Below are 19,170 nucleotides of genomic sequence, written 5' to 3'. Positions count from 1 at the left end.
CCTGTGGCTGGCTCATCGTGACTCGGTGCCGGCGGCGCTGTCCGGCGTCGCGACCTTGGCGGGGCGCCATTCGATCGGCGTGGCGGGAATCGTGACGGGCTCGGCGACCGGGGGCGGCGGTGCGCCGTTGCGCGGCAAGGAACCCTGAGCCGGCGCGTCGATGCCATCGAGCAGGCGACGCTGCGCCGAGGGCGAGGCAGGACCGAAGGATGCCGCCTCGCCCCGCGCCGGCCGTGTCGGCGCCGGCGCCGGCGCCGGGCGAGGCGGTACCCGGCTGGACACCGGACTGCCCGAAGCGTCGTCACGGTCGTCCTGCATGGCCTGCGCGCGCAGCGGGCCGACCGGCTGCGCGCGGGTCGGTCCTATCGCCTGCCGCGCCTCGTCCTTGCCGCGAGCCCGATCGCGTTCCGCGAGCGGACTCGGATCGCCGTGCCGCTCGTGGAAGCCGCGATCGATCCGGTCCGCGCGCGCGAGCAGGTCCGTATTCGGCGCGAGCGTCGGATCGGAAATCATCGGCGTCACGAAGATCACGAGATCGCTGCGTTTCGAGCGGAATTCGTCGGAGCGGAACAGGCGGCCGATGATCGGCAAGCGCCCTAAAAACGGCAGGCGGCTCATGTTGCCGATCGCATCGGCATTGACCAGGCCGGAAATCGCCATCGTCTCGCCGGCGCGCAGGGAGATGTCCGAGCGGGCGCTGCGTGTCAGGAAACCGGGGTAGCCGCCATAGGACACGGAAGGATCGATCTGGCTGATCTCGGTGTCGATCTGGGCGGAAATCACGTTGTTCGCGTCCACCACCGGCTTGATGTCGAGCTTGATCCCGTAGTCCTTGTATTCGACATCGGTGGTGCCGAGCGCGCCGGCACGCGGAATCGGTACCTGCCCGCCGGCCAGGAAACTCGCCGTGCCGCCGCTCTTGGTATTCAGCTCGGGCGCCGCGAGGACATACGCGTCGCCCCTGGTGATCATCAGGTTCAGCGTCGAGGCGATATGGGTCGAGATCCCCGCGATCACCATGCCGGGCCCCGCCACGGCCTGGCTGCCGATGTAACCCTGCGCGCCCGCCTGTGGCCCGGCGATCTTCTTGTCCCACTCGATGCCGAGATTCTCCTGCGCATTGCGCGTGAGCTCCATGATCCGCACCTTGAAGTGGATCGTCTTCTTCAGGGCATCGCCCTCGTCGACCGCGATCGCGTTCACCAGGTTCGGCACGCCCGCGGTCGCGGCCTTGATGCGCCCCAGCATGTCGCGATGCACGGTGCCGGTCAGCAGGATGTTCGGCCCGGACTCGATCACCTTCACGTCCGGCACGATGGCCAGCACCTCGCGCAACTGCGCGGCGGTTTCCCGGACATTGCCCTTCGCCACGCGCACGGTGGTATTCAGCGCAATGCCGTTGGCGGTCCAGGCCACCAGCGAGGTGACGCCCGCCTTTTCGGCCAGCAGCATCAGCCGGCCGTCCACCACGTTGGCCGTCACCAGGCTGCCGTCGCCGATCGCGATGCGCTTGATCCGGCCCGGCACGTCGATCAGGCGGATCTCGCCTCGATAGAGATCGAGCAGCGCGTGTTGCGCCGGCGTCGCGTTTTCCTCGTGTTCGGCCTGCCGCGCGGCCAGGGCCGGCGGCGCGCCAGGAATGAGCAGCGCGCCGAGCAGCAGGCCGGCCGCGAAGCGGCAACCGCGGCGGGCCGCGCGATGTTGGTTTTCCATGAACGACTCGTATCCGTTTCGAAGCTCAGCGCGACGCATCGGCTGCACCGGTTTCCGCCTGCAATCTGCGGGCAATCGCATTCGCCTGCCGATAGGCACTGCCCGCGGCGGACGCCGGGGCAACCGGACTCGGCGGCTCGCCGGCAGGCGAGGCGGCGGACCGGACGTTGACGTCGACCGGATCGATCGCCACCTGCACGGTCGTGCTCTTGCCGCCGCCGGTGATGATCTCGACCCGTTCGCGATCGTCGGCGGGCGCATCCGCCCTGGCCGCGAACAGCTCGGTTTCGTCGAGCCCTCGCTGCACCGGATCGCCGGGATCCTTGCTGTTGCGCAGGACCAGCCGCAAGCCGCCGAGCTTCTGCGCGAGCGCGATGCGCGCCGCTTCGGCGACCGGCACCTGCAAGGTCACCGTGCCATAAGCATCGCGCCGCGCTCCATCGGCCATGTCGCGCGCCGCCTCGCCCGCATCGCGCGGACGAACGTCGTGACCGGTCGCCAGCACCAGCACGCCGGGCATCAATAGCCGGATCGATTTCGTATCGCCCGCGGGATCGCCGCCCCGCGTGACGAAGGAGAGGGTTCCCACCCAGTAGAGGTCGACGCGGTTGCCGGGGCGCAGCATCGAATCGGTGGAGTTGATCGCGTCGATCGGCAGGGTCAGCGCGCGCATGCCGGCCGCAAGCGTGTCGGAGAAATCGCGGGCGCGCGTGACGTCGACATCCTGCAGGCGCAATGGACGACCGCGGCGTACCGGCTTGACCAGCACGGCATGGCGGTGAAGGGTGAAATCGTCCACCTGCAGCATGTCGTCGTAGACGAGATCGGCGGAGATCTCGCGCGCGACGAACACCGCGCTGTCGAGCGGCGTGCCTGCCGGCACGTCGGCGCGCGGCACCACCACCGACACGCCGGGCCCCTCGCGACGCTCCGCTGCCTCCGCCTTGATGCGGGCCTCGCTCGCGAGCATGTAGCGATACGTGGCCCAGGTGATGCCGCCGGCCGCCGCCACGGCCATGCCGATCAGCAGCCAGGTATTGGCGAGCAGGGAACGATAGTTGATTCGATTGAAGATCACGATGCCGTCCCGATCCGGTCAAGACAGCGACAGCGCATAGCCATATGCGTCGAAGAACGATTTCAAGGACACCAGCAGCGTGTTGATCACCGAGGTGTCGCCGCCCGCCACCAGCGCCCCGACGAGCAGGCCCAAGGCCACCACGTACTCGACGTAGGCCTGTCCTCCCTGATGCCGTGTCCGGCGCTTCAAACCTTGCATGTCAACGGCTCTCCATTACATTGATCACGGCAGTCGTCTGCCCCATCTGTTCGGTGAACACGGCATCCAGCCGGTAGGCGCCTCGTTGCATCGCCAGCGCGGCATCCGAGGAGCGCGCGCCTCGCGCGGGCGGCGGCGCCATGCTCACCATCGTTTTCCAGCCTTCACGCCGCAATTCGCCGCGATAGCGGCTGGCGCCATCCTCCGCGCGGCCGCCCAGCGCAATCACCCAGGTGCGCCCGGCACGGCCGGGGTCGCGGCTTTCGATATCGGAGAGGATCCGGCCGGCGGGGAGGACCGCGGCCGACTCCGGAATCGAGCGACGCGCGGCGGCGGGCATCAGTTGCATCGCGCTCATCAGGCCGTGGGCGGTATCGCCCGATGCGCCGGCCTGCAGTTCGAGCACGTACTGGCATGTCTCGTCGAGCCCGCTCAGGACGCGGCCGCGCGTTCCCTGCGTGCCCATCGACGGCAGCCCCTCGCGGTCCCAGTAGGCCTGGAACTCGCGCTCGACTTGCCGCGCCGACCGGTCGAAACGCAGGGCCCGGACCACCATGGCCCTCCCGTCCAACTGCATGTCGTCACCGATCCACACCGTGCTTGCCGCGGCTACCGGTTCCCGTTCGCAGGTGCCTGCCGTCGCGCTCCAGGCCCAGCAGGCCGTCAACACAAACGCCGCCGGATACCGCCGCCAGGACGCGCTCACTTGAGTGCACCCAGCGGTACGGATTCCGTGTCGACGTAGCCCGGCTTGAAGTAGCCCGGGCCGAGCACATCGCCGACACCGTCGATGGACCGCGCCAGCGTCTGCCGGTCGCGCGCCGTCAACATCGCCTCCGGAATGGCGGTGGGCGTCGCCAGTTTCTGGCCGATCGCCGCTACCACGCCCAGCCGGCCATCCGGTGTCCAGGTGTTGGTCGCGAGCGTCGCGGTACTCTGGAACCGCAGGCGCGACAGCGAGGGCCACAAGCGCTGCGCGAACGCGCCGCCCAGGTCGACATCCACCGCCACGCTGCCGTCCTGCATCGTGCGCGACGCCATCAGGAGCGAGACTTCCTGCTCGACGTGCGGCGAGCGATAGACGCCGATCGGCCGATTGGCGATCTTGGCGAGACTGCCGAGCATCCGCTCGGTCGCGCGGGTCGACACCATCACGTCGCGGCGATCCTGGACAAAGGCCGTGCCGCCAGGATCACGCCATGAAGGCGGCAAGGCGGCCGAAAGCGGCATGTCGGCATCCGTGCCGGAAATCGAGGTTCGACGCGGCGCCACGACACGGGCCAGGAATTCACGCCCGAGCACCTCGTCTGTTTTCGTCACGGTTTGCGCGCCCGCGCCGAATTTTTCGTACCACCAGCCATCGGTGCCGGTGCCGGTGTCCTCGGGGTTGATCCACACCGTGCGCTCCCAGGCGACGTAGCGCGAACCGATCAGCACCTTGTTGCGGACGTCGTTGAGCCGGCCGAACATCGCCATCGCCAGGAAACCGATGACGAACACCAACGCGAGCCCGGCCACCATCTCGACCATCGCCTGGCCGCCCTGCCGGCGCACGATGCTTCGCATTCCACATGTTTTCATCTAGCTTCCCCGCGGCTCGACGCATCGCTCGCGGAAGCGCGCATGGCATCCGGCACCGGTGCCAATCGCGCCTCCCAATAAGGATTGAACAAGCTGGGATACTCGGTGCGTCCATCGGCGCGCGACCATCCTCCGGAGTAGCGCAGCAGGCCGTATACGTAGCGCAGCCCCTTCTCGTCGGGCCGCGCGAAATAGGCCTGTCCCGACGCGAGCGCCGTCAAGGGCGGCCCGGACATCGATACCCCGACCCGGCCTTCGCCGAGCAGGCGTTGATCGCTGATCGTCGAGCCCTGATCCCGCACCAGGCGGATGGTGATGCGTGGCGCGATCTGGTCGGGACCCTGCCCGGCCAGGTCGCGATACGGTTGCAGCCCGCCGTCGACGTTCATCGAGACGCCCGACCCGGCCCGATACTGCGCCCGCATCGACGGCATGACCGTCCCCGGCGAGGGGCTCGGATAGCCATAATTCACGTAGCCGCCGTAGCCGTACCAGCTCTGGTAGCGGCTTTTCCGGCCGTTGCCCGCGCCGCCGCGGCCTTCCTCGCTCGTATCGTCGACGCTGGGCTCGATCTCCCGCACTTCCCGGAGCTCCCAATGTCCCTTCGCGCCCCCGTCGCCCGCTGCTCCAGCCTCGCCGCCGTCGTCGTCCCCATCCTCGACCCACACCTGGATCACCTTGGTCGTGGCGCAGTCATGCCTCGTCTGCACCCGGGTCGATGTGCCGTCGATGGCCTGCCAGCCCTCGCGGCGTGGCCGCAACTGCGTGCCGCCGATCAGGTCCGCTTTCCGGCTGACCGCCCCCCAGCACCCGTCCCCGATCACCGTTTCCTCTTCCTTGATCCAGCGCCTCGTCGTGAAACCGCCGAGCGTGGAGGCCGCGGTCACGGCTTCGGCAAAGCGGTCCGTCGGCCGCTCAAGCGGCTTGAATTCCACGGAATGGTCACGCCAGGCCGACAATTCCTGCTGCGATTGGGGGTCGTCGAATGCGCCGTCGGCAAGCCGCGTATCGGGCTGGTTCGCGCGCGCGACCTGGCCGGCCAGGCTCGGCACGCCCATCAGCGTGGCTTCGTGATAGCTGCGTTGCGCGTTGCTGAGCGCGGAGATGATGGTGTCGAGACTGCGCGTCATGCGCGGCAAATCGACGTCGAGCCGCTCGCGCACCGGATGAATCAATGCCCTCGCCTCGCGCTTCTTCCTGATCCACTCGTCCACGCCGTTCCGGCTGATCTGGCTCGCGACCTGATCCGCGGGCGAGTTTTCCGCGACGTGCTCGTCGAGCATGTCGACGAAGGATTTCAGGCCCACCATCTGCGCGACGGCGGCCTGGTTGGCGATCATCGCGCGGTTGGTGTAGGCGGAAAAGTTGTAGTCGCGGGCCTGCAGCAAGGCGGCCGCATAGGCGCTCGCATCCGCGGTGTTCTGCAACTGGATTTTCGCGCTGGTCAACTGCAGCGAGCCGAACGCGAGCAGGAGCGCGGCGCAGCCGACCGCCAGGAACAGCAGCGCGGGCAGCAGGGCCTGCCCACGCTCATCGGCGTGCCTTGTGTTGGCTGGGGCCGTCATGATCTACGATGCGCCGCCTGGATTACTTGCCGCCGACGCTCTCGTTCGAGTAGCTACCCAAGCCCTTCTTTCTCGCTGCATCGGTCGTCGCATTGCCGGCTTCCGCCTGTGCCGCAGTGATATTCGCCTGCGCGCTCTTGCCCGACATTTCCTCGGCCAGACCCGCGGTCTGGGTGCGAACGGTCTTGCCGAAGAAGGCATAGACCCCAATCGACGATACCGCGATCAGCGCGACGATGATGATGTATTCGGTCATGCCCTGACCTAACTGCTTTCGAAGATTCTTGCGATTTTTCATTTTATTTCGACTCCCGAGTTGTAAAAGACAAACCGCAGCCGGAAACGAAAAAGCCAACGCACACGACATCCCGCACCGACATGCGATATGCCGACAACATTGACTTGATGGTTTTCAACCAGGTTGTGAGTCAGCCTTGATAGGGGCGCATACAGCCCCTTGCTGCCGACCGAGGGAAATTTATCAGCCGGTTTTCCGTGCCGCGACTTGACTCGTCAGATTAGAATTTTCCATGTTCAATAGGATATTTCTCTCGATAAAATATCGAAAAAGTTGGCATCCCGATATCGCAAACTCATCTCAAGATTAATTCTTAATCAATAGGCGATTCGTCAGATCGGAAAATAAGAAATTGAGGCTATTTTCCAGATCTTGATCGTCGAGCCTGCCATCCTTCGAACGACGTGCATTCATGACATGGCTGTGGTTCCTCCTGCTGGGCAGCGTATCGGGCATCCTGTCGACGCTCGTGGCCCTTCATCTGCCGGCGGCGATCGAGCGCGACGCCGCCGCCGAGCACGCGCGGTTCGACCCACGCAGGGCACGCCGGAGCTGCGCGTATCGCGGCCGGGCGATCGCCTGCCTGGCTGACGCGGGACACATCGCATTCCTGCTGCCGCGTCTCGTTGCCACCTGCATGATCGCGGCCCTGTGCGCATGCGCGGCATTCGGCCCGACCCTGGCCGGGTGCGCGGCGAGCCTGCTGGGCGCCTGCCTCGCCACGGCGGCCACGATCGACCTCGAGCACCACCTGCTGCCCGACGCGATCACGCTGCCGCTGCTCTGGGCGGGTCTTGCGCTCAACCTCGCCGAGGTATTCGCACCGCTGCCCGATGCGGTGGTCGGCGCGATGGTCGGCTACCTGCTGCCCTGGACGCTCGGCCAACTGTTCCGCATGCTGCGCGGCCTAGAAGGCATGGGATACGGCGATTTCAAGCTGCTCGCGGCGCTCGGCGCATGGCTCGGCTGGGAAGCCGTGCCCTGGATCATCGCCATATCCTCGGTCGCCGGCGCAATCGTCGCCATCGCGCTGATCGCCAGCGGATGCAAGAAGGCAGCCGAGCCCATTCCGTTCGGCCCGTTTATCGCGTTCGCCGCCAGTGCAGTGATTTATTGGCCCTTCGTGTCGCCGCATCTATTGCAATGAAAATTGCAACTCAATGCTTCATTGTTTCAAAAACGCGCGCATACGATTCTCATGACATTCCGCAATATCCGTTCAATCTCGATTCAACTCCGATCTTCCATTTCCCTTGCCGGGTAAGGATTCTCGCCGCCCCTGATCGATCCCGGAGCGACATCGCCTCGTCAATGAACGGCATTCACCCTAAAAAACAGATGAATTCTTCCGTAATCAACATGGCGGCAGCGGGATTCAGGGCTGCGCGTCGCGCCTCCTGTGCCGTGGAGTGCGATTCGCATGCTGCCGTTCACATTTCAATCAAGGCCAAACCCTCATGAAAAAGAGACATCAATTGATGAGCCTGCTGGTCGGCGCGGTAATTCTGCCGATGCAGTCCTATGCTGCGGAAAGCCTCAACGCGGAATCCTATGTTCCCGGTATCACCCACAACGACGGCGCGCCGGTAGCGGGCCGGCTGGGCAAGGTGGCAGGCAAGACCACGCCGATCAAGCCGCAGGGCCTGGCAACCAGCCGCCTGCAGTCGCTGCGCACGCTGCGCGCCGCGGCCGTCACCACCCAGGCCGCCACCGCAGCCACGGTCGCGCCGCCGGTGGCCGGCTGCGCCGATATCCAGGTGGGCGCCGCCTACAACGCGAACACGGCACCGTCGGGCCAGACCGACTGCTTCGAGTTCGTCGCCGCCGACCTGACCAAGACGGTCGCCTACGTGGTGAATCTTCCCGCCAACGAGCAGCACGACGTGCATCTCGTGCAGGTCAACAACGACGGCACCCTGACCTATCTCGACAACGAAACCGGCACCGCGCAGAGCAAGGTCGTCGAGGGCATTCCGCCGGGCCCGGTGCGCCTGCTGCTGCTGGTCGATTCGCAGCAGGGCACCGGCGGCGCCACCTTCCAGTTCCAGGTGACGGGCACCACCGGCTACGACAGCTACGAGCCGAACGATTCGATCAACCGCCCGAGCCAGCTGACCGGCAACCAGTTGATCAGCGCGAACCTCGACACCGTCAGCGACGTCGACTACTACACGGTGCAAGTGCCGAGCACGCAGAGCGCCAACCTGATCACCTTCACGGGCACCGGCACGCAAACCGCGCAACTGCTGACCGCGCCGAACACCTGGGCGACCCTGGCGAGCGGCACGACCTACAACGTCAGCTCGTCGGCGGGCGCCACCTTGATGCTGCGCGTCTACAACACGGGCACCTCGGCACCGGCCTCGCAGCCGTATACGTTGCGCATGTCGGATGGCGCGGGCACGGCCGGCTTCTATCGCTTCCTCGACAGCGAGAACATCACTCACCTCGCGCCGTCGCACGAGAACGTCGCGCGCACCGTCACGCCGGGCGTGATCGCATGGGACCACACCGGCAATGTGCGGTTGCCGGCCGGCGAGCATGTGACGATCCAGGCCTACGACCGCAGCACCACCAACCAGCTGACCCTGCTGACCACCACCTCGGGCTACACGGGCGCGGACGGCAGCCTGTCCCTGCCGCTCAATGTCGGCACCTGCCAGGGCTCCGGTACCTTCACCGGGGATTTCCAGACGCTCTCGACACCGGCCGATCACTGGCGCATCACCTACAACCCGAACTCGTTCGCGGTGGCTTATACGGATAGCGGCGCGCTCAGCGCCAGCTCCTCGTATTCGTACTTCACGCATATCTGCACCGAAACGTATCTCGGGCGGTATTGACCAGATGACCGCCTGAGCGGTTGAACACAGGAGCCCGGCACTGCCGGGCTTTTTCTTTTGACCGCCGCCACGAGCGCCTCGCCACAGTGTGGGACGTTCCGAGCCATCCATTCACCAAACGGAAGATCACTCGATTCATTGAACACAAATACGAAACGAATCCCGCGCCAGGACCGGGAAAACACGGAGTTCAGGAGCCGTGACAGCGCAGACGTCGCCACGTACCATTGGCTGGACCTTTGATCCGGTCACCAACGAGGGCGGAATACCGCCGTGACGGACCGAAGGCACCGTGGTCGCATCGACGAATCGTGCTGAATCGCATTCAATAATTCGCATTCCTACCAAATCGCGCCGATGCGGCGTCCTGCGTATTGATGACATGGATGCATCTTTCAGGAGGGGGCAATGAGCGGCATCGAGAATGAAAAACGACGCATGATTCTGAAGTGGGGGGCGGCAGCCACCATGATCCCGATCGCGGGATGCGGCGGCGACGGTAGCGACGGCGGCCCCGGCGCGGTAGCCAACGCCGCCAGCACCCTGGCTTCCACGGCCACGGCCGATACCGCATCGGCACGCGTGCCTGACGGCGCCGCGCTGCGCCTGAGCTACAGCCAGGCAGCCGGCGAATCGAACATCCTGTTCGAAGGCCTGCCGCTCGGCAACGGCCGGCTCGGTGCATTGACCGGCGGCTCGCCCGCGCGCGAGGCGCTGTACCTGAACGAAATCACGCTGTGGTCGGGGCAGAAGGATGCGGTGGATCTCGCCTACACGGCCGCCGGCATGGGCAGCTACCAGACGCTCGGCAAGCTCTATGTCGACCTGCCAGGCCATGCCCAGGCGAGCGGCTACTCGCGCTCGCTGGACATCAGCAACGCCGTGGCCCGCACCCAGTATGTGGCGGGCGGCCATACCTATCGGCGCGAGGTGTTCTGCAGCCACCCCGACAAGGTGCTGGTGATGCGCCTGTCGTCGGATGGCGGCAGCCATGACGGCACGATCTCGCTCGTCGACGGACAAGGCGCGAGCGTCACGGGCTCGAACGGCATCCTGCTCGCGCAGGGCAAGCTCGACGGCGTCGGCGAACGCTACGCGACGCATGTCCTGGCGATGCCGGATTCGGGCACGGTCAAGTACGACGCGAGCAAGGGCGTGCTGACGATGTCGCGCTGCCCCGCCCTCACCCTGATCATCGCGGCACGGACCAACTACTCGGGCATCGAGGCCGAGGGCTATCTCGGCGCGACGGATCCCGCGGCGCTGGCCCGGGCGGACGTTTCCGGCGCGGCCCACCTGCCCTATCGGAACTTGCTGGAGCGCCATCTGAGGGACTACACGGCGCTGTTCGGCCGCTTCTCGCTCGACCTCGGCAAGTCGAGCGACGCGCAGCGCGCCATGACGATCCCCGATCGGCTCAAGGCGCGCACGGCCTCGCCGGACATAGCCGATCCCGAGCTGGAGGCGCTCTATGTCCAGTTCGGCCGCTACCTGACCATCGCCTCGTCGCGCGGGCCCTTGCCGGCGAACCTGCAGGGCCTGTGGAGCGTGAACAACAACCCGCCGTGGATGGCCGACTATCACACCGACATCAACGTGCAGATGAACTACTGGCTGGCCGATCGAGCCGGGCTGCCGGAATGCCAGAAGCCGTTCGCCGATTACGTGCTGGGCCAGTTGCCCTCCTGGGAGCGCTCGACGCAGGCCCATTTCAACGACGCCGCCAATGGCAACTACAGCAATTCGAGCGGCAAGGTGGCGGGCTGGACGATCGCGATCTCCACCGGCATCTACGGCGGCATCGGCTGGGACTGGAGCCCGCCCGCCAGCGCCTGGTATTGCCGAACGCTGTGGAACCACTACCAGTACACGCTCGATCGCGACTACCTGCGTGCCATCTACCCGGTGCTGAAATCGGCTTGCGAGTTCTGGCAGACGCGCCTGATCGTGGATCCGGCCAGCGGCCTGCTGGTCGACGATCGCGACTGGTCGCCCGAGCACGGCGATCACCAGGAGCTCGGCATCACCTACGCGCAGGAACTCGTCTGGGACCTGTTCACCAACTACGGCACGGCCAGCGGCACGCTCAATCTCGATACCGATTTCGCGGCGACCATCGCCGGCCTGCGTTCGCGGCTCTACCTGCCGAAGATCAGCCCGACCACCGGCCAGCTCCAGGAATGGATGGAGGACAAGGTGGATACGGGCGATCCGCAGCATCGTCACCTGTCGCCGCTGATCGGCTGGTTCGAGGGCGAGCGCATCGCCTATGACGGCGACCCCGCCCTGGTGGCCGCCGCCAAGGCGCTGCTCACCGCGCGCGGCACCGATTCGTTCGGCTGGGGGCTGGCGTGGCGCATCGCCTGCTGGGCCAAGTTCCGCGATGCCGCCACCTGCTATTCGATGGTGCAGAAGCTGCTGCGCTTCGCGAGCGGCAGCGACAGTACCAACGGCACCTTCACCAACATGTTCGACGCCTATGGCGGCAACATCTTCCAGATCGATGCGAACTTCGGCGGCCCGGCTGCGATCCTCGAGATGCTGGTGCAGAGCAGCATGAATTCGATCGTGCTGCTGCCGGCGCTGCCCCCGCAGTGGAATACCGGCAGCGTGAAGGGCGTTCGCGTGAAGGGCGGCTTCTCGGTCGACCTGGCCTGGAAGGACGGCAAGCTGACGTCGGCCGCGATCACCAGCGTGGGCGGTACCGGCACGACGCTGAAGTATGGGTCGATCAGCAAGCCGATCGTGGTGAGGAAGCTGGGCCGGAGCCGCTTCGATGGAGGTTTGGGCGCGGCTTGAGCAGGATGCCGCGTCATCGCCCGGACTTTCGGGCGGTGACGCGGCATTGTCGTCATGCGATCCCGGTTCCCGCTTGCCTATCGGAAGATCAGAAGAAGTGCCGCATGCCGACTCGCGCGATCACCTGGTTGCCGCTCGAAGACGGCCCCGCCGTGAACAGGATCCAGGCACGCGCGGTATTGCTGTCGCCGCCGGCATGCTGGTACGCCGCGCTCACATACACATCGCTGCGCTTCGACAAGGCATAGTCGAGCGTGAGGTTCAGCTGGTGCGCGCGGTTGTCCTGCAGCACCGCGTTGCCCGCCATGTACTGGTAGGCGGCATAGAGGTGGACGGCATAGGAGAGCGGCACTGTCCCGCCGATCTCGAACACGTTGATCGTCGCGCCGCTGAAGGTGTTGCGCGTATTGGTATAGAGCAGGTCGGCCCAGCCCCGCATGATCGCGACGCGGCCGCCCACGCCGAAATTGCGGATCCCGTCCGCGCCGCCGTCGATCTGCGCGTATTTGGTCATCGTGTAGGCCGCGTCGATCGAATACGACGGCTGCTCGTAGTCGATCCCGAAGCTGTAGGCATTCTGGTTCGAGAAACCGCCGGCCAGGTTGCTGAAGCCGTACATCGCGCCGAACGTCAGCCCGCCGATCGACGGCGACTGGTATTTCACCGAATTCGAGATCCGCGAGGCGCCGGCCGTGCGATCGAAGTCGAAGTCGCCGCTGAACGGCCCGGGCTTGCCCAGCGCATCGAACGGCCCCTGCCGGAGATTCGTCAGCGACACATACGGCAGTTCCGGCCCGAGCCGCCGCATCGACAGCGACATGAACATGAATTCGTACTGGTTGCCGAGCGTGAGCGTGCCCCAGCGCGCATCGTCGAGGCCGACCCAGGCCTGGCGGCCGAACAGGTCCCCATCGAGCACGCCGGTGCCGACCTCGAACTGGCCTTCGAGCTGGAACACGGCACGCGTGCCGCCGCCGAGATCCTCGCTGCCCTTCAGGCCGAACAGGTTCGGCACCAGCACGCCGCTGTCCATCACCGCCGTGCGATGTCCGCCGTCGTTCGACAGCGCGGTAATGCCCACATCGAGCATGCCGTAGAGCGTGACCGCGCTCTGTGCATGGGCGGTCGTCACGACAGCGGCGCATAGCGCGCCGGCAAACAAGGCTTTCATCCGGGTCTCCAGGCAGTGGGGCGCGGCGCCTCGATGAGCGTCGCGTGTCGAGGTCGGGCAAACCGCAAGCACGTCGCATCGTCACGACGGCCAACGCCTTCACATTCGCAGTGCGAAATAAATCGAAAACGAAATCGAAAACGATTCGATACGGGCCTGGTTCACATCCATCGGCACGTGGCACGGCACCGACCCAATGCGCCATCCGGCATGCCGGCGCCCCGTCATCGAAAGCAAAATGAAACCCGATTCGGGCCAGTTCGCCGAACGACCGGCCCAACCGGCAGGCGGAGTATTCGAGGGCCGAAAATCGCGATCTATCCACTCCGCGCAAGCACCGGCCGAAGCCTGTCCAGTTCTCGCAAGCGCATCGCGGCCCCCATTCCGGGCCTTTTTGACACCGCTCGCGAACGTGTACAGTGGGCACGGCTTCGGGACGCGAATGCCGGCGTTCGACCGTGCGCCGTCCCCTGCTGTCCCCATAACGCATCGAAGACCCGCCATGCCGCCCACTTCCTTGCTGATCGAATCGACGTCGCTGAGGCAATACCGGTATTTCGAGTCGAACGACGTCGACGACACGCGCCAGCGCATCGCCGCCGTGCTGCAGCCGCACCGGCTCACGCCCGGCGCGGCGCGCGGCGGCCAATCCGCCTACATGAACCACGTGCGGATCGACAGCCTGGCGTTCGGCACGATCGGCTATGCGGGAACGATGGGCGTCGATGCCGGCGAGATCGAGGACTATTACCTCGCGATCCTGAGCCTCAATGGTTACGCCGACGTCACCGTCGGCGGGCGGCGGATGATCATCGGGCAGACGCAGGGCATGGTGGTCGGGCCCTCGACTCGCTTCAGCGGCACCTTCTCGGCCGACTGCGAGCAGTTCTTCGTGCGGATCGACAAGCGCGCGATGCTGGCGCATACCGGCTACGATCATCTGCACATCGAGCCGGCACTCGACCTCTCCCGCCCCGAGCTCGCGCCCTGGCTGGCCCAGCTGCGGGTGCTGACCTCCTCTCCCGAGACGATCGCGCTCGCGCAGCGCGACCGGCGCGTCGCGCTCGAATTCGAGCGGCTGCTCGTCACCCTGCTGCTGGCCAGCCAGCCGCATCATTCGCAGGCGCGGCCGGCAACGGCGGCGCTGGTGCCGCGCACCGTCAAGCGCGCGGAAAGCTTCATCGCGGAACATGCCTGCGAGCCGATCACGCTGGCCGACATCGCCGACGCGGCCGAGGTGCCGGTGCGTACCCTGCTCGACGGCTTCCGGCGCTACTCGCACGCGAGCCCGATGCAGCTGGTGCGGGAGGCACGGCTCGAACGCGCCCGCGAGATGCTGCTGCGCGCCCGCGATACCGAGCGCGTGGCCGACATCGCGCTCGGCTGCGGCTTCGCGAATCTCGGCCGCTTCGCCAGCGCCTACCGCGAAAAGTTCGGCGAACCGCCCTCGGACACGCTGCGTCGCGTGCGGCAGCGCAGCAGCTGAGTCCGCCGAAACCTGCGCGTGCCGGACAGGCGCTGCGTTCGGTGGATATCCCCGCCCATTTCCGCGCCATACAGTCGAAGCGTCCGATCTCCACGGAGCCGCTGTATGACCCCGCTCAGGATGCGCGTCGCGCGCATCGATTCCCTGACGCCCACGATCCGCCGCCTGCACCTGGTTGCCGCCGACGGCAGGCCCTTGCCGCCGTTCGAGGCGGGCGCGCATCTCGGCGTGCATGTCCCGCTCGGCGAGCGCAGCCAGCGGCGCGCCTATTCGCTCGTCAACCCGGGCGGCGAGGGCGCGCATTACGAAATCGCGGTGCTGCTCGAATCCGCCGGCAGCGGCGGCTCGCGCTGGATGCACGCGCTCGAGGCAGGCCAGCTTCTCGACGCCGACCCGCCGCGTAACGATTTCCGCCTGGCCGCCGATGCGCGCCGCCATCTGCTGATCGCGGGCGGCATCGGCATCACGCCGATCCTCGCGATGGCACGCACGCTCGCCGCCGCCGGGGCGCCCCATGCGCTGCATTACGCGGCGCGCGACGCCGCGGCGATGGCCTATCGCGACGAGGTTGCCGCGCTGGCCCACGCCCGCTGCTGGTTCGACGGCGGCGACCCGCGCCGCGGGCTGCCGCTGGCCGACACGATCGGCACGTTCGAAGCCGGCGCGCATCTCTACGTCTGCGGCCCGGCCGGCCTGGTCGCGGCCGCGCTCGACACCGCACGCCGCCTCGGCTGGCCCGACGACGCGCTGCACAGCGAGCTGTTCGCGGCACCGGCCGCGCCCGCCGATGCCGATGCGGCGTTCGAGGTGCACCTGGCCGCCTCGGGCCGCGTGCTGGCCGTCCCGGCCGGCACCAGCGTGCTCGACGCGATGATCGCCGCCGGGCTCGACCCGCTCTACGACTGCCGGCGCGGCGACTGCGGCGTCTGCACCGCTCAGTTGCTCGACGGCGAACCCGAGCATCGCGACATCTGCCTGACCGGCGACGAGCACGCCGAGGGCCGCTTCTGCCCTTGCGTGTCGCGCGCGAAAAGCGCCCGCCTGGTCCTCGACCTGTAACCCTCCCCACCAGAAAGGAAGCAGCATGAGCCTGACCAATGCGAGCCTCGCCGGTCTCGTGCGCCCGGACAGCGTCCACAAGCGCGTCTATACCGATCCGGCGATCTTCGCGCTCGAGATGGAGCGCATCTATGGCCGCGCCTGGATCTACGTCGGCCACGAAAGCCAGGTGAAGGCACCCGGCGACTATCACACCACGCGGATCGGCGACCAGGACGTGGTGATGGTCCGCGCCCAGGACGGCCAGGTGCATGTGGTCTACAACCGCTGCCCGCACAAGGGCGCCAAGCTGGTGGCCGACGGCGACGGCTCGACCGGCAAGTTCTTCCGCTGCCCCTATCACGCCTGGACCTTCAAGCTCGACGGCACGCATCTGTCGGCGCCGCTGCGCAACGGCCTGCAGAACACCTGCTTCGACCCGAAGCACCCGGATTTCTCGATGCGCCGCGTCGCCCGCGTCGACAGCTATCGCGGCTTCGTGTTCGCCAGCCAGGCCGCCGACGGCCCCGACCTGAAGACCTTCCTGAACGGCGTCGCCTCGTCGATCGACAATCTGTGCGATCGCTCGCCGGTGGGCGAGGTCGAGGTCACGGGCGGCGTGTTTCGCGTGCTGCAGCGCTCGAACTGGAAGGTGTTCTACGAGAACCTCCACGACACCATGCATGCGCCGGTCACGCACGAATCCTCGGTGGTTTCCGCCCGCGCCCAGGCCGACGAACTCGGTGCGATGCCGTTCGAGTTGCTGATCATGGACGGCAATGGCGAACCCTACGAATTCTGGGAAAAGCTGGAGCTGCGCGCCTACGAATACGGGCACGGCTACATGGAAGGCATCTTCGACCCGGCGGCGGCCGAGCGCGATCCCGTCTCGCACGCGCATTTCACGACGCTGGCCGAGGTGCATGGCGAAGCGCGCGCCCGGCAGATCCTCGGCATGAACCGCCACAACACGGTGATCTACGGCAGCGGTTCGCCGCACACCGTTTTCCAGCAGTTCCGCGTGATCCGCCCGATCGCGGTGGACCAGACGCTGGTCGAGATCCAGCTGTTCCGGCTCAAGGGCGCGCCCGATGCCGTGTTCGACCGCGCACTCAGTTACGCCAACGTGATCAACTCGCCCTCGTCGAACGTGATGCCCGACGACGTGGAGGTCTATGCGCGCTGCCAGCAGGGCAACAACACGCGCGGCGGCGAATGGGTCAGCATGCATCGTTATGCGGGCACCGATCGCGCCGTCGAGGACGGCTACGTCTCGATCAACGGCACCAGCGAACTGCCGATGCGCAACCAGTTCGCCGCTTGGCACCGCTTCATGCTCGACGACAGCGGCTCGGCCGCCGGCCCCACGACGAAGCAGCCGAACGGAGGACAAGCCTGATGCTGCGCGATCCGACTTTCGACCTGGCCACCGAAGCGGTTTCCGCGCTCGCCGCCGAGGACATGGCACTGCGCGCGCAGGTGGAGCAATTCCTGTATCGTGAGGCGCGCCTGCTCGACACGCGCGCCTTCGACGCCTGGCTCGAGCTCTGGACGCCCGACGGCATGTACTGGCTGCCGCACGAGCCGGGGCAGGCCAGCCCGCACGACCATATCTCGCTGTTCTGGGAAGATGCGACGCTGCGCGAGGTGCGCGCGCGCCGCGTCAGCAACGCGCGAAACTGGTCGCAACAGCCGCCCACGCGCACCGCGCGGCTGGTCGGCAACGTGATGCTCGACGGGCGCGACGCGCAAGGCCGGCTGGTCGTGCATTCGACGCTGGTGGTCCATGAATGGCGGCTCGGTCAACGCACGCTCGCCGGGCTCGTCACGCACAAGCTCGACACGCGCGAGGACTGGAAGATCTACCTGAAGCGCGTCGACCTGGTGAATTCGACCGACGCGTTCGCGAATCTCGAGGTGTTCGTCTGATGGCCGGCATCGCTCGCTTCGCACGCAGCGCCGTGATCGCGCTGCACTACCAGAACGACGTGCTCGATCCCGAAGGCCGGATCCGCGTCGGCTTCGAGCGCGCCCAGCCGGAGCGCGCCGCCGTGATCGAGGCGGCGCGTGCCTTGCTGGCCGGCGCGCGCTCGCGAGGCTTGCCGCTGATCCATATCCGCATCGCGTTCCGCGAGGATTACGCGGATCTGCTGCGCAATGCGCCGATCTTCGTTCGCACCGCCGAATCCGGCGCGCTGCGCGAGGGTAGCTGGGGCGCGGAATTCCATCCCGCGCTGGGCCCCGATCCCGATCGTCCGCTCGATTACGTGCTCCATCATCGTCGCACCAGCGGCTTCATCGGCACGCCGCTCGAACAGGTCCTCGCCGCGCACGACGTGCGGCACCTGATCGTCGCCGGCGTCGCCACGCATTCGACCGTCGAGATGACGGTGCGGCACGCGGTCGACCTCGGCTATACGGCGACGGTGGCCGCCGATGCCTGCTCCTGCGCGGATCGGCAACAGCACGCGGCCTCGCTCGAATCGATGCGCTTGCTGGCGGCCATCTCGACCGTCGCCGAGCTGTTCGGCGACGCCTCGCCGGAGCCCGGCGCATGACCCTGCCCGCCGCCGCTCCCGCCCGCCTCGCCGGCAAGGTCGCGATCGTCACCGGCGCCGGCCAGGGCATCGGCGCCGACATCGCGCGCGGCCTCGCCGCCGACGGCGCCTCGGTGCTGCTCGCGGGGCTCGGCGCGGCGGCCGGCGAAGCGGTCGCCGCCTCGATCGGCCCGGCCGCGCGCTTTCTCGAAACCGACGTGACCGACGACGCCCAGCTCGACCGCGCGCTGGCGCTGGCCCTCGACACCTTCGGCGGCCTCGACATCGTCGTCAACAACGCCTGCAGCTATGACGACGCCGGGCTCGCCTCGACGCGCGCGCAATGGGCCCGCCTGCTCGACGTCAACCTCGTGTCGGCCGCGATCCTGGCGCAGAAGGCCGCCCCGCTGCTGCGCCGCGACGGCGCGATCGTCAACCTCGGCAGCACCGGCGGCAAGTTCGGCGCGGCCGGCCGCGCGCTCTATCCGGCCTCGAAGGCGGCGCTGCTGCAACTCACGCGCAACCTGGCGGTCGATCTCGCGCCGAGCGGCATCCGCGTCGTCAGCGTATCGCCGGCCTGGACCTGGTCGCCCTCGCTCGAACGCCTGGCGGCCGGCTCGCTGGAGTCGGCCGATCGCGTCGGCGCCGCCCTGCATCCGCTCGGCCGCGTCGGGCGCGGCGAGGAGGTCGCGCGCGCGGTCGCCTTCCTGTGCTCGCGCGAGGCATCCTGGATCACCGGCGTCGATATCCCGGTCGACGGCGGCTTCTCGATGCTCGGCCCCGACCAGGGCCGCTCGCCGCGCGACTGGTTCGAACCACAAACATGACGCGCCAGGCACGCGCGCCTTTCATCCCCATCT

18 protein-coding genes are annotated in these 19,170 nt (G+C 67.2%); 10 read left to right on the top strand and 8 right to left on the bottom strand.

What is annotated here, in order from left to right; all coding sequences use genetic code 11:
- Window positions 1-12: 12 nt before the first annotated feature.
- The 7 genes from F3J10_RS04665 to F3J10_RS04635 form a co-directional block, all read right to left on the bottom strand.
- Window positions 13-1,713: a pilus assembly protein N-terminal domain-containing protein gene (locus F3J10_RS04665; protein WP_166912742.1), complete on the bottom strand. Its 1,701-nt coding sequence runs from the start codon at window positions 1,711-1,713 to the stop codon at window positions 13-15.
- Between the two features lie 25 nt (window positions 1,714-1,738).
- Complete coding sequence (gene cpaB, locus F3J10_RS04660; RefSeq protein ID WP_205200155.1) at window positions 1,739-2,731, bottom strand: Flp pilus assembly protein CpaB; 993 nt, start codon at window positions 2,729-2,731, stop codon at window positions 1,739-1,741.
- Window positions 2,732-2,809: 78 nt separating this feature from the next.
- Complete coding sequence (locus tag F3J10_RS04655) at window positions 2,810-2,992, bottom strand: hypothetical protein (protein ID WP_025099742.1); 183 nt, start codon at window positions 2,990-2,992, stop codon at window positions 2,810-2,812.
- A 1-nt stretch (window position 2,993) separates the two neighbouring features.
- On the bottom strand, window positions 2,994-3,698 hold the full coding sequence (locus F3J10_RS04650) for a hypothetical protein (RefSeq protein ID WP_167241287.1): 705 nt from the start codon (window positions 3,696-3,698) through the stop codon (window positions 2,994-2,996).
- The gene (locus tag F3J10_RS04645) at window positions 3,695-4,558 is read right to left on the bottom strand and encodes a hypothetical protein (protein WP_166912745.1); all 864 of its coding nucleotides are present in this window, start codon (window positions 4,556-4,558) and stop codon (window positions 3,695-3,697) included. The genes F3J10_RS04650 and F3J10_RS04645 overlap by 4 nt, the downstream gene beginning before the upstream one ends.
- A gap of 11 nt (window positions 4,559-4,569) precedes the next feature.
- Window positions 4,570-6,138: a hypothetical protein gene (locus F3J10_RS04640; RefSeq protein WP_166912746.1), complete on the bottom strand. Its 1,569-nt coding sequence runs from the start codon at window positions 6,136-6,138 to the stop codon at window positions 4,570-4,572.
- Window positions 6,139-6,160: 22 nt separating this feature from the next.
- Window positions 6,161-6,436 (bottom strand): pilus assembly protein, encoded by a 276-nt coding sequence (locus F3J10_RS04635; RefSeq protein WP_166912747.1) that lies wholly within the window; start codon window positions 6,434-6,436, stop codon window positions 6,161-6,163.
- A 412-nt stretch (window positions 6,437-6,848) separates the two neighbouring features.
- Between F3J10_RS04635 and F3J10_RS04630 the strand changes: the two genes are divergently transcribed.
- The 4 genes from F3J10_RS04630 to F3J10_RS04615 all read left to right on the top strand — a co-directional run bounded on the left by F3J10_RS04630 (window position 6,849) and on the right by F3J10_RS04615 (window position 12,078).
- Complete coding sequence (locus F3J10_RS04630) at window positions 6,849-7,583, top strand: A24 family peptidase (RefSeq protein ID WP_167241285.1); 735 nt, start codon at window positions 6,849-6,851, stop codon at window positions 7,581-7,583.
- Window positions 7,580-7,897 (top strand): hypothetical protein, encoded by a 318-nt coding sequence (locus F3J10_RS04625; protein ID WP_166912749.1) that lies wholly within the window; start codon window positions 7,580-7,582, stop codon window positions 7,895-7,897. Before F3J10_RS04630 ends, F3J10_RS04625 begins: the two co-directional genes overlap by 4 nt.
- On the top strand, window positions 7,894-9,279 hold the full coding sequence (locus F3J10_RS04620) for a hypothetical protein (RefSeq protein WP_167241282.1): 1,386 nt from the start codon (window positions 7,894-7,896) through the stop codon (window positions 9,277-9,279). Before F3J10_RS04625 ends, F3J10_RS04620 begins: the two co-directional genes overlap by 4 nt.
- Window positions 9,280-9,717: 438 nt before the next feature.
- Window positions 9,718-12,078 carry a glycoside hydrolase family 95 protein gene (locus tag F3J10_RS04615; RefSeq protein WP_205200153.1) on the top strand — a complete coding sequence of 787 codons (2,361 nt, stop codon included), beginning with the start codon at window positions 9,718-9,720 and terminating at the stop codon, window positions 12,076-12,078.
- A gap of 88 nt (window positions 12,079-12,166) precedes the next feature.
- Here F3J10_RS04615 and F3J10_RS04610 read toward each other — a convergent pair whose 3' ends face one another.
- On the bottom strand, window positions 12,167-13,249 hold the full coding sequence (locus F3J10_RS04610) for a porin (RefSeq protein WP_167241278.1): 1,083 nt from the start codon (window positions 13,247-13,249) through the stop codon (window positions 12,167-12,169).
- Window positions 13,250-13,751: 502 nt separating this feature from the next.
- Between F3J10_RS04610 and andR the strand changes: the two genes are divergently transcribed.
- The 6 genes from andR (at window position 13,752) to F3J10_RS04580 (ending at window position 19,137) form a co-directional block, all read left to right on the top strand.
- Window positions 13,752-14,735 carry an anthranilate 1,2-dioxygenase regulatory protein AndR gene (gene andR / locus F3J10_RS04605; protein ID WP_025099751.1) on the top strand — a complete coding sequence of 328 codons (984 nt, stop codon included), beginning with the start codon at window positions 13,752-13,754 and terminating at the stop codon, window positions 14,733-14,735.
- Between the two features lie 105 nt (window positions 14,736-14,840).
- Window positions 14,841-15,794, top strand: a complete 954-nt coding sequence (locus F3J10_RS04600) for a PDR/VanB family oxidoreductase (protein WP_167241276.1) — start codon at window positions 14,841-14,843, stop codon at window positions 15,792-15,794.
- 25 nt (window positions 15,795-15,819) lie between these two features.
- Entirely contained in the window at window positions 15,820-17,172 is a 1,353-nt protein-coding gene (locus F3J10_RS04595) for an aromatic ring-hydroxylating dioxygenase subunit alpha (protein ID WP_167241274.1), read from the top strand.
- Window positions 17,172-17,702, top strand: coding sequence for an aromatic-ring-hydroxylating dioxygenase subunit beta (locus F3J10_RS04590; protein ID WP_167241271.1), 531 nt, complete (start codon window positions 17,172-17,174; stop codon window positions 17,700-17,702). Before F3J10_RS04595 ends, F3J10_RS04590 begins: the two co-directional genes overlap by 1 nt.
- Entirely contained in the window at window positions 17,702-18,331 is a 630-nt protein-coding gene (locus F3J10_RS04585; protein WP_167241269.1) for a cysteine hydrolase, read from the top strand. Before F3J10_RS04590 ends, F3J10_RS04585 begins: the two co-directional genes overlap by 1 nt.
- The gene (locus F3J10_RS04580; protein WP_025099756.1) at window positions 18,328-19,137 is read left to right on the top strand and encodes a glucose 1-dehydrogenase; all 810 of its coding nucleotides are present in this window, start codon (window positions 18,328-18,330) and stop codon (window positions 19,135-19,137) included. Before F3J10_RS04585 ends, F3J10_RS04580 begins: the two co-directional genes overlap by 4 nt.
- Window positions 19,138-19,170 lie beyond the last annotated feature (33 nt).

The organism is Burkholderia sp. Cy-637 (genome assembly GCF_011753175.1).
GTDB classification, from domain to species: Bacteria; Pseudomonadota; Gammaproteobacteria; order Burkholderiales; family Burkholderiaceae; genus Burkholderia; species Burkholderia gladioli.
This window is presented reverse-complemented; position numbering and strand designations above follow the sequence as displayed.

Coding starts and splice junctions, on each gene's coding strand:
- F3J10_RS04620 (WP_167241282.1), top strand. CDS start 7,894: ATGAAAAAGAGACATCAATTGATGAGCCTGCTGGTCGGCGCGGTAATT.
- F3J10_RS04585 (WP_167241269.1), top strand. CDS start 17,702: ATGGCCGGCATCGCTCGCTTCGCACGCAGCGCCGTGATCGCGCTGCAC.
- cpaB (WP_205200155.1), bottom strand. CDS start 2,731: ATGGCCGTGGCGGCGGCCGGCGGCATCACCTGGGCCACGTATCGCTAC.
- F3J10_RS04655 (WP_025099742.1), bottom strand. CDS start 2,992: ATGCAAGGTTTGAAGCGCCGGACACGGCATCAGGGAGGACAGGCCTAC.
- F3J10_RS04665 (WP_166912742.1), bottom strand. CDS start 1,713: ATGGAAAACCAACATCGCGCGGCCCGCCGCGGTTGCCGCTTCGCGGCC.
- F3J10_RS04595 (WP_167241274.1), top strand. CDS start 15,820: ATGAGCCTGACCAATGCGAGCCTCGCCGGTCTCGTGCGCCCGGACAGC.
- F3J10_RS04615 (WP_205200153.1), top strand. CDS start 9,718: ATGATTCTGAAGTGGGGGGCGGCAGCCACCATGATCCCGATCGCGGGA.
- F3J10_RS04580 (WP_025099756.1), top strand. CDS start 18,328: ATGACCCTGCCCGCCGCCGCTCCCGCCCGCCTCGCCGGCAAGGTCGCG.
- F3J10_RS04590 (WP_167241271.1), top strand. CDS start 17,172: ATGCTGCGCGATCCGACTTTCGACCTGGCCACCGAAGCGGTTTCCGCG.
- F3J10_RS04635 (WP_166912747.1), bottom strand. CDS start 6,436: ATGAAAAATCGCAAGAATCTTCGAAAGCAGTTAGGTCAGGGCATGACC.
- F3J10_RS04640 (WP_166912746.1), bottom strand. CDS start 6,138: ATGACGGCCCCAGCCAACACAAGGCACGCCGATGAGCGTGGGCAGGCC.
- andR (WP_025099751.1), top strand. CDS start 13,752: ATGCCGCCCACTTCCTTGCTGATCGAATCGACGTCGCTGAGGCAATAC.
- F3J10_RS04600 (WP_167241276.1), top strand. CDS start 14,841: ATGACCCCGCTCAGGATGCGCGTCGCGCGCATCGATTCCCTGACGCCC.
- F3J10_RS04625 (WP_166912749.1), top strand. CDS start 7,580: ATGAAAATTGCAACTCAATGCTTCATTGTTTCAAAAACGCGCGCATAC.
- F3J10_RS04645 (WP_166912745.1), bottom strand. CDS start 4,558: ATGCGAAGCATCGTGCGCCGGCAGGGCGGCCAGGCGATGGTCGAGATG.
- F3J10_RS04630 (WP_167241285.1), top strand. CDS start 6,849: ATGACATGGCTGTGGTTCCTCCTGCTGGGCAGCGTATCGGGCATCCTG.
- F3J10_RS04610 (WP_167241278.1), bottom strand. CDS start 13,249: ATGAAAGCCTTGTTTGCCGGCGCGCTATGCGCCGCTGTCGTGACGACC.